The sequence below is a fragment of the Runella sp. genome (assembly GCF_027484545.1).
In the GTDB taxonomy this organism is placed as follows: Bacteria; Bacteroidota; Bacteroidia; order Cytophagales; family Spirosomataceae; genus Runella.
This window is the reverse complement of record NZ_JAIXST010000158.1, coordinates 48,224-54,667: the sequence shown is the minus strand read 5'-3', so window position 1 is coordinate 54,667 and position 6,444 is coordinate 48,224. Positions and strand designations below refer to the sequence as shown.

Genomic DNA, 6,444 nt, shown 5'->3' with positions numbered 1-6,444 from the left:
GGTGTTCTGTTGTAGCTCCTTTAACAACATTAATTGTTCTTTTTCTAAGATTAATTCCATACCATACTAACGAAATCATACTCCCACTTTATTGCAAACCTAATTTAGTTCAGTATAAAGATACTACCCTGACTTTTAAGAGTACTGTACAGCACGCTCCAAACTTTGGTTTTGCCGATGCCGATTATTGGGTTCGATTTCGAGTTCAAAAACAAACAAATCAGCCAATTAATTGGGTCTTGCAAAATGACTATCCGATGGTAGATGAACTTACTGTTTTCTTAATCAATGAAGAATCGGGTAAAATTTTAACTAAATCAATTAAGGATGCTATACCAAGCTATCAACGGAACATACAAGTACATCAATGTGCTATTCCACTGGAAATTACAGCCTATACATCCTATACAGTTTACGTACGTTTGGTTACAACGGACGCAAAAAAAATTCAATTAAAAATTTCCGAAACCCACCACTTTTATAAGACATATTTGGATGAACTGTGGTTTTGGAGCGCACATTTAGGGTTTGTTATTTGTATGATTATCGTTCAGTTGGTATTTTTATTAGTTACCAAAGAACGAAATTTTTTGCTCTATGTATTGTTTCTAACAGGCTATTTACTGGTAGCTATTGTAGGAGGTTATGGAATTGTTGATAATTTAGTTTGGCCAAGCAGTGAATGGATAAGCCGTTACAGTATTGTGATAGCAGTAGCTTTGAGTAACGTTTTAGGTGTTTTATTTTATGCTCATGCGCTTCGTTTAAAAAAACTCGCCCCTTTTTTATATAAGTTACTGATCATAGATGGTATTTTATCCGTCTTACTTAGTTCGTGGATTTATGTATGGCCTGATACTCTCAGTCCTAATGTCTATTCCTGCACACTTATAGTTATATTTTTTTGTTTGATTTCCGGTTCCTGTATAGTTAGTTACCAGAAAGGTAATCCATCGGCTATTTATTATCTCTTTGGTACTGTTGCCTATTTTTTGGGGATTATGATTGTGCTTTTGTGGACATTGGGATACTTGCAACCCAGCATTTTTGTAATTAATGCAATGCACATTGGCAGTATGCTTGAAATGGTATTTTTTACCTGGGCGTTAGCCCATGATTACCGCCGTTCCCGTGAAGAACGTGAAGAAACGCAGAAGGAGCTCATCTACGCATTACAGTCTCAAAATAAAGAAATCTCAGAGGCTCTTGTTAGTGGCCAGAAATTGGAACGTAAACGTGTAGCGGCAGATTTACACGATTCGTTAGGGGGAACACTGTCTGCGATACGTTGGACTTTGTCGTCTTTTAATCCTGAAGGACTAACCGAAAAGGAACAGCAAGTGTATGAGAGTTTAGTGGAAATGACGAATGAAGCTCACCAACGTGTACGGTTTCTTAGCCATAACTTACTGCCAGAAGACCTTGAAAAAGATGGACTGTCAGTAAGCTTGGAAAAACTGATTGAGAAACTTAATAGATCAAACAAAACCGCTTTTAACGCTCAAATTACCCTCAATGAACGTTTAGAAAGACAGACCGAATTTGAACTCTACAGTATTTGTCTTGAACTTATTAACAATATCATAAAACATGCAAGTGCTACAGAAGCGCACCTAAAACTTTACAGTAAAGGCACAAACATCTATCTTGAAATTTTTGATAATGGGAAAGGTATACAGGAGTACGCGCAGGAAGGTAAAGGCCTTAAAAACATTCAAGATCGCATATCTTCTTTAAAGGGTAAATGGCAAATTGAATCCACTGATAAAGGCACATACGCTTCAGCACAAGTACCTTTATCTTGATTATTTGCGTACTTTTGTGCTATTATTATCCCTTTTATGGCTGAAAAACGCAACTCTGCACTTATTTTTATCTTCATTACGCTATTAATTGACATAACAGGTATCGGCATAATTGTTCCCGTTATACCGAGATTAATACAAGATATAACCGGAGAAGGCCTCTCAAAAGCGGCACTTTATGGCGGATGGTTGATGTTTATTTACTCAATAATGCAATTTGTATTTTCACCAATCTTGGGTGGTTTGAGTGACCAATACGGTCGTCGCCCTATATTATTAGGGTCTTTGGTTGGTTTTGGTTTGGACTATATTTTTACTGCGTTCGCTTCGAGCATAGGGTGGTTATTTTTGGCACGTACAATTGCAGGTATATTCGGCGCAAGTTTTACAACGGCAGGTGCTTATATTGCTGATGTAAGTCCACCTGAAAAGCGTGCTCAAAATTTTGGTTTAATTGGGGCTGCTTTTGGATTGGGTTTTATACTTGGCCCCATGATTGGAGGATTGTTAGGGCAGTATGGTGCTCATGTACCGTTTTTTGTGTCTGCAGGATTGAGCTTACTTAATTGTATTTATGGGTATTTTGTACTGCCGGAATCACTTAAACCCGAAAATCGTCGCCAATTTGACTGGAAGCGGGCTAACCCTGTAGGTGCGTTGCGGCATCTGAGAAAGTATCCTGTTATTTTTGGCTTAGTTATACCTTTAGCATTGATTTACATTGCTGGTTACTCAACTCAGAGCACTTGGACGTACTTTACAATGGAAAAATTTGGGTGGAATGAGAAATGGGTAGGGTATTCACTCGCCTTTGTAGGTTTAATGGCGGCTATTGTACAAGGAGGATTAACGCGAACACTCATCCCCAAATTAGGAAATACAAAGTCAATCTATTGGGGGCTATCACTCTACGCCATTAGTTTTTTACTTTATGCTTTTGCTAATCAAGGTTGGATGATGTTTGCGATTACCATTGCAGCATCATTGGGAGGGATTGCCACACCGGCGTTACAAGCCATTATGGCTAATCAGGTTCCTGCAAATGAGCAGGGAGAGCTAAGAGGCGCTCTTACCAGCTTAATGAGTTTAACGGCTGTTATAGGTCCGGTAATGATGACGTCGCTGTTTTCTTATTTTACAAATGCCTCGGCTCCTTTTTTATTTCCCGGTGCACCCTTTATGCTTGCAGGAATTTTAACTATTCTTAGTTTAGTCCTGGTAAGGCAATTATTATCTCTTAAATGAAAATAATCGTAAAAAGTTGCGATTAAATATTTTTTTCTCTACTTTTGCAGTCCGATTTTAGGAAGTAACATACACGGGCATAGTTTAAAGGTAGAACTAAGGTCTCCAAAACCTTCGGTCTGGGTTCGAGTCCTGGTGCCCGTGCAACTTTTGCGCAAAATGAACTCATTTGTAGAATTTGTAAAAGCCTCCTGGGACGAGGTAAGACATAATGTCACTTGGCCCCAATTAAATGACCTGCAATCCAGTACGACACTCGTACTGCTTGGTTCGCTGATTTTTGCAGCGGTGGTAGGTCTTATTGACTTCCTCTTTGAGAACGCTCTCAATTTTGTCTATCAGTCATTCTAAGGGCATTCGTCCTGGTTATCCAAAAAGTTGAGCAGGTATGAGCAATTTGAATTGGTACGTTATCCGGGCTGTGTCTGGTCAAGAGAAGAAAATTAAGACTTATCTTGAGAATGAAATCACCAGACAAGGCCTACAGGAGTCCATTCCGGAGATATTGATTCCAACCGAAAAAATCGTCGAAATGCGCAATGGTAAAAAGCGCATTCGTGAAAAGAATTTTTTTCCAGGTTATATCATCATTTCTGCGGATTTGACAAAAGGAGAAACACATCACTTAATTACTACAATGCCGGGAGTATTGGGTTTTTTGGGTAATACCAGTGGTAACTCAAAAATACCGGTGCCCCTACGGCAATCTGAAATTAATCGGATTTTGGGTAAAGTAGAAGATGCGGTTGAGGAAGTCGAGGCTCCAAAAATGAGCTTCATGAAAGGAGAAAGTGTTAAAATCATCGACGGTCCTTTCAGTGGTTTTATTGGTACTGTAGAAGAAATTTTTGACGACAAGAAAAAATTGAATGTCGTTGTGAAAATATTCGGGCGGAGTACGCCCGTGGAGCTGGGTTACGCACAAGTAGAAAAAGAAAGCTGATTTTTCAAAATGTTGCCGGGAGTACGAGACGAAGCGCTTCCTCTTTGTCTGTCAGCCGTACGTTAGAACCGGTAACGCCAACTTAAACGTTTTAAAACGATGGCGAAAGAAGTAGTAGGTTACGTCAAACTGCAAGTGAAAGGTGGCCAAGCCAATCCTTCACCCCCAATCGGACCAGCACTGGGTTCGAAGGGTTTGAATATCATGGAGTTCTGCAAACAATTTAACGGTCGTACGCAGGACAAAATGGGGATGATATTGCCCGTAGTAATTACATACTACAAAGACAAATCGTTTGAATTTGTCATCAAAACTCCACCAGCACCTATTATGCTTTTGGAGGCTGCTAAAGTAAAACTCGGTTCGGCAGAGCCTAATCGTAAAAAAGTAGGATCAGTAAATTGGGATCAGGTGAAAGTAATCGCAGAAACCAAAATGCCTGATTTAAACTGCTTTACGGTAGAAGCCGGAATGAAGATGATTGCCGGTACAGCACGCAGTATGGGTATTACAATTACAGGTAAAGCTCCTTGGGACAACTAATCACGAAGCGGACGTAAAGACATTTTGAACAATGGCAAAGTTGACTAAAAAAAGAAAAGAGGCTTTATCGAAATTTGATACTAAAATAGAGTATTCCTTCGAGAAAGCAGCAGAAATTCTAAAAGACATCTCTTATACTAAGTTTGATGCTTCGGTAGATATAGATGTTCGTTTGGGTGTTGACCCCCGCAAAGCGGATCAGATGGTTCGTGGAGTGGTGGCTTTACCGCACGGTACAGGTCGTGAAGTACGAGTATTAGTACTTTGTTCACCTGATAAAGAAGCCGAGGCTAAAGAGGCCGGCGCAGACTATGCAGGTTTAGATGAGTTTATCAAAAAAATCGAGCAGGGCTGGACAGATGTAGATGTAATCATCACTATGCCTACTGTAATGGCCAAAATCGGTAAATTAGGTAAAATTTTAGGGCCACGCGGACTGATGCCTAACCCTAAATCTGGTACTGTAACATTGGAAGTCGGTAAGGCTGTTAGAGAGGTAAAAGCAGGTAAAATTGATTTCAAGGTTGATAAGTTTGGTATTATCCATACCAGCATTGGCCGCGTATCATTTGGTTCTGATAAAATTGCCCAAAACGCCCAAGAATTGATTGCTACTTTGATGAAGCTCAAACCTTCTTCGGCTAAAGGTACTTACGTAAAAAGCGTACACCTGTCGAGTACAATGAGTCCAGGTGTAATCATTGATAAAAGCACGATTGCAGGAATATAATTATGACACGCGAAGAAAAAGCCGTTATCATAGACGAACTCAGCGAGAAGTTCAAAGCAGTACCCTATTTCTACATTGTTGATGCTACAGGCATGACAGTGGGCGAGACCAACAATCTCCGCCGTAAATGTTTTAACCAAGGAATAGAGTATCGCGTTGTAAAGAACACGCTGATCGCAAAAGCACTTGAAACATTAGACACCGATTATGCTTCTTTCAACGATACTGTTTTGAAAGGATTTTCGGGAGTTATGTTTCATCCGGAGTCAGGCAAAGTTGCGGCCAAATTGATTAAAGAGTTCCGTAAAGAATCGGGTAATGATAAACTGAAGCTGAAAGGTGCTTCGGTAGAATATAGCCTTTTCATCGGTGCCGATCAACTTGACACGCTTTTGACCTTGAAGTCAAAGCAAGAATTAATCGGAGAAATCATTGGTTTGTTGCAATCTCCTGCCAAAAATGTCGTATCGGCATTGCAAAGCAGCGGTGGCAAATTGGCTGGTATTCTCAAAACCTTGTCGGAACGCGAAGGATAATCCTTCCCGACAAAGTTATCTGTTGATAATGATCCTATTAATAGTGGTTAAACAGATGACAAAACTTTCATAAAATACATAACATAACACGTAACAAATTTTAACTTTCAATAAAAATGGCAGATTTGAAAGCATTCGCAGAGCAACTTGTTAACCTTACTGTAAAAGAAGTAAACGAACTTGCTGCAATCTTGAAAGATGAGTATGGTATCGAACCCGCAGCAGCAGCAGCAGTAGTAGTAGCTGGCCCAGCAAGCGGCGACGCAGCTCCTGTAGTTGAAGAAAAAACTTCCTTCGACGTAATTTTGAAAGCAGCTGGAGCCGCTAAACTTCAAGTTGTGAAACTTGTAAAAGATTTGACAGGTCTTGGCTTGAAAGAAGCAAAAGAACTTGTTGATGGAGCTCCAAAACCTTTGAAAGAAGGAATTTCAAAAGATGAAGCAGAAGCTTTGAAAAAACAATTGGAAGAAGCCGGTGCTGAAGTAGAAGTTAAATAATTTCTGCGCTTCTTTATCCCAATCTTACGGAAACAGGCCTGACCCAGCGTCAGGTCTTTTCCTGCTTTAAGTGAGCTAAAAGCTCCGTTCATTGTTGGTCGTGCTGGCGTTCTAATTTTCTGGGTACCTACTGACTCCTTCTCAA

Annotated in this window: 8 protein-coding genes and 1 tRNA gene; all 9 read left to right on the top strand. The window is 40.0% G+C overall.

The window, feature by feature from the left end:
• A partial coding sequence (locus Q0081_RS14970; RefSeq protein ID WP_298354845.1) for a 7TM diverse intracellular signaling domain-containing protein occupies window positions 1-1,805 on the top strand: 1,805 nt, incomplete at its 5' end.
• A 36-nt stretch (window positions 1,806-1,841) separates the two neighbouring features.
• Window positions 1,842-3,050 (top strand): TCR/Tet family MFS transporter, encoded by a 1,209-nt coding sequence (locus Q0081_RS14965; RefSeq protein WP_298354843.1) that lies wholly within the window; start codon window positions 1,842-1,844, stop codon window positions 3,048-3,050.
• A 73-nt stretch (window positions 3,051-3,123) separates the two neighbouring features.
• Window positions 3,124-3,194, top strand: a tRNA-Trp gene (locus Q0081_RS14960).
• Between the two features lie 15 nt (window positions 3,195-3,209).
• A complete protein-coding gene (gene secE, locus Q0081_RS14955; RefSeq protein ID WP_298354841.1) occupies window positions 3,210-3,401 on the top strand; it encodes a preprotein translocase subunit SecE in 192 nt (63 codons plus the stop codon).
• Window positions 3,402-3,438: 37 nt separating this feature from the next.
• Window positions 3,439-3,993: a transcription termination/antitermination protein NusG gene (gene nusG / locus Q0081_RS14950; RefSeq protein ID WP_298354839.1), complete on the top strand. Its 555-nt coding sequence runs from the start codon at window positions 3,439-3,441 to the stop codon at window positions 3,991-3,993.
• Between the two features lie 99 nt (window positions 3,994-4,092).
• Window positions 4,093-4,536 (top strand): 50S ribosomal protein L11, encoded by a 444-nt coding sequence (gene rplK, locus Q0081_RS14945; RefSeq protein WP_298354837.1) that lies wholly within the window; start codon window positions 4,093-4,095, stop codon window positions 4,534-4,536.
• A gap of 31 nt (window positions 4,537-4,567) precedes the next feature.
• A complete protein-coding gene (gene rplA / locus Q0081_RS14940) occupies window positions 4,568-5,266 on the top strand; it encodes a 50S ribosomal protein L1 (RefSeq protein ID WP_298354835.1) in 699 nt (232 codons plus the stop codon).
• A 2-nt stretch (window positions 5,267-5,268) separates the two neighbouring features.
• Window positions 5,269-5,802, top strand: a complete 534-nt coding sequence (gene rplJ / locus Q0081_RS14935; RefSeq protein WP_298354833.1) for a 50S ribosomal protein L10 — start codon at window positions 5,269-5,271, stop codon at window positions 5,800-5,802.
• Window positions 5,803-5,918: 116 nt separating this feature from the next.
• Window positions 5,919-6,299, top strand: coding sequence for a 50S ribosomal protein L7/L12 (rplL, locus tag Q0081_RS14930; RefSeq protein ID WP_298354830.1), 381 nt, complete (start codon window positions 5,919-5,921; stop codon window positions 6,297-6,299).
• Window positions 6,300-6,444: the final 145 nt, after the last annotated feature.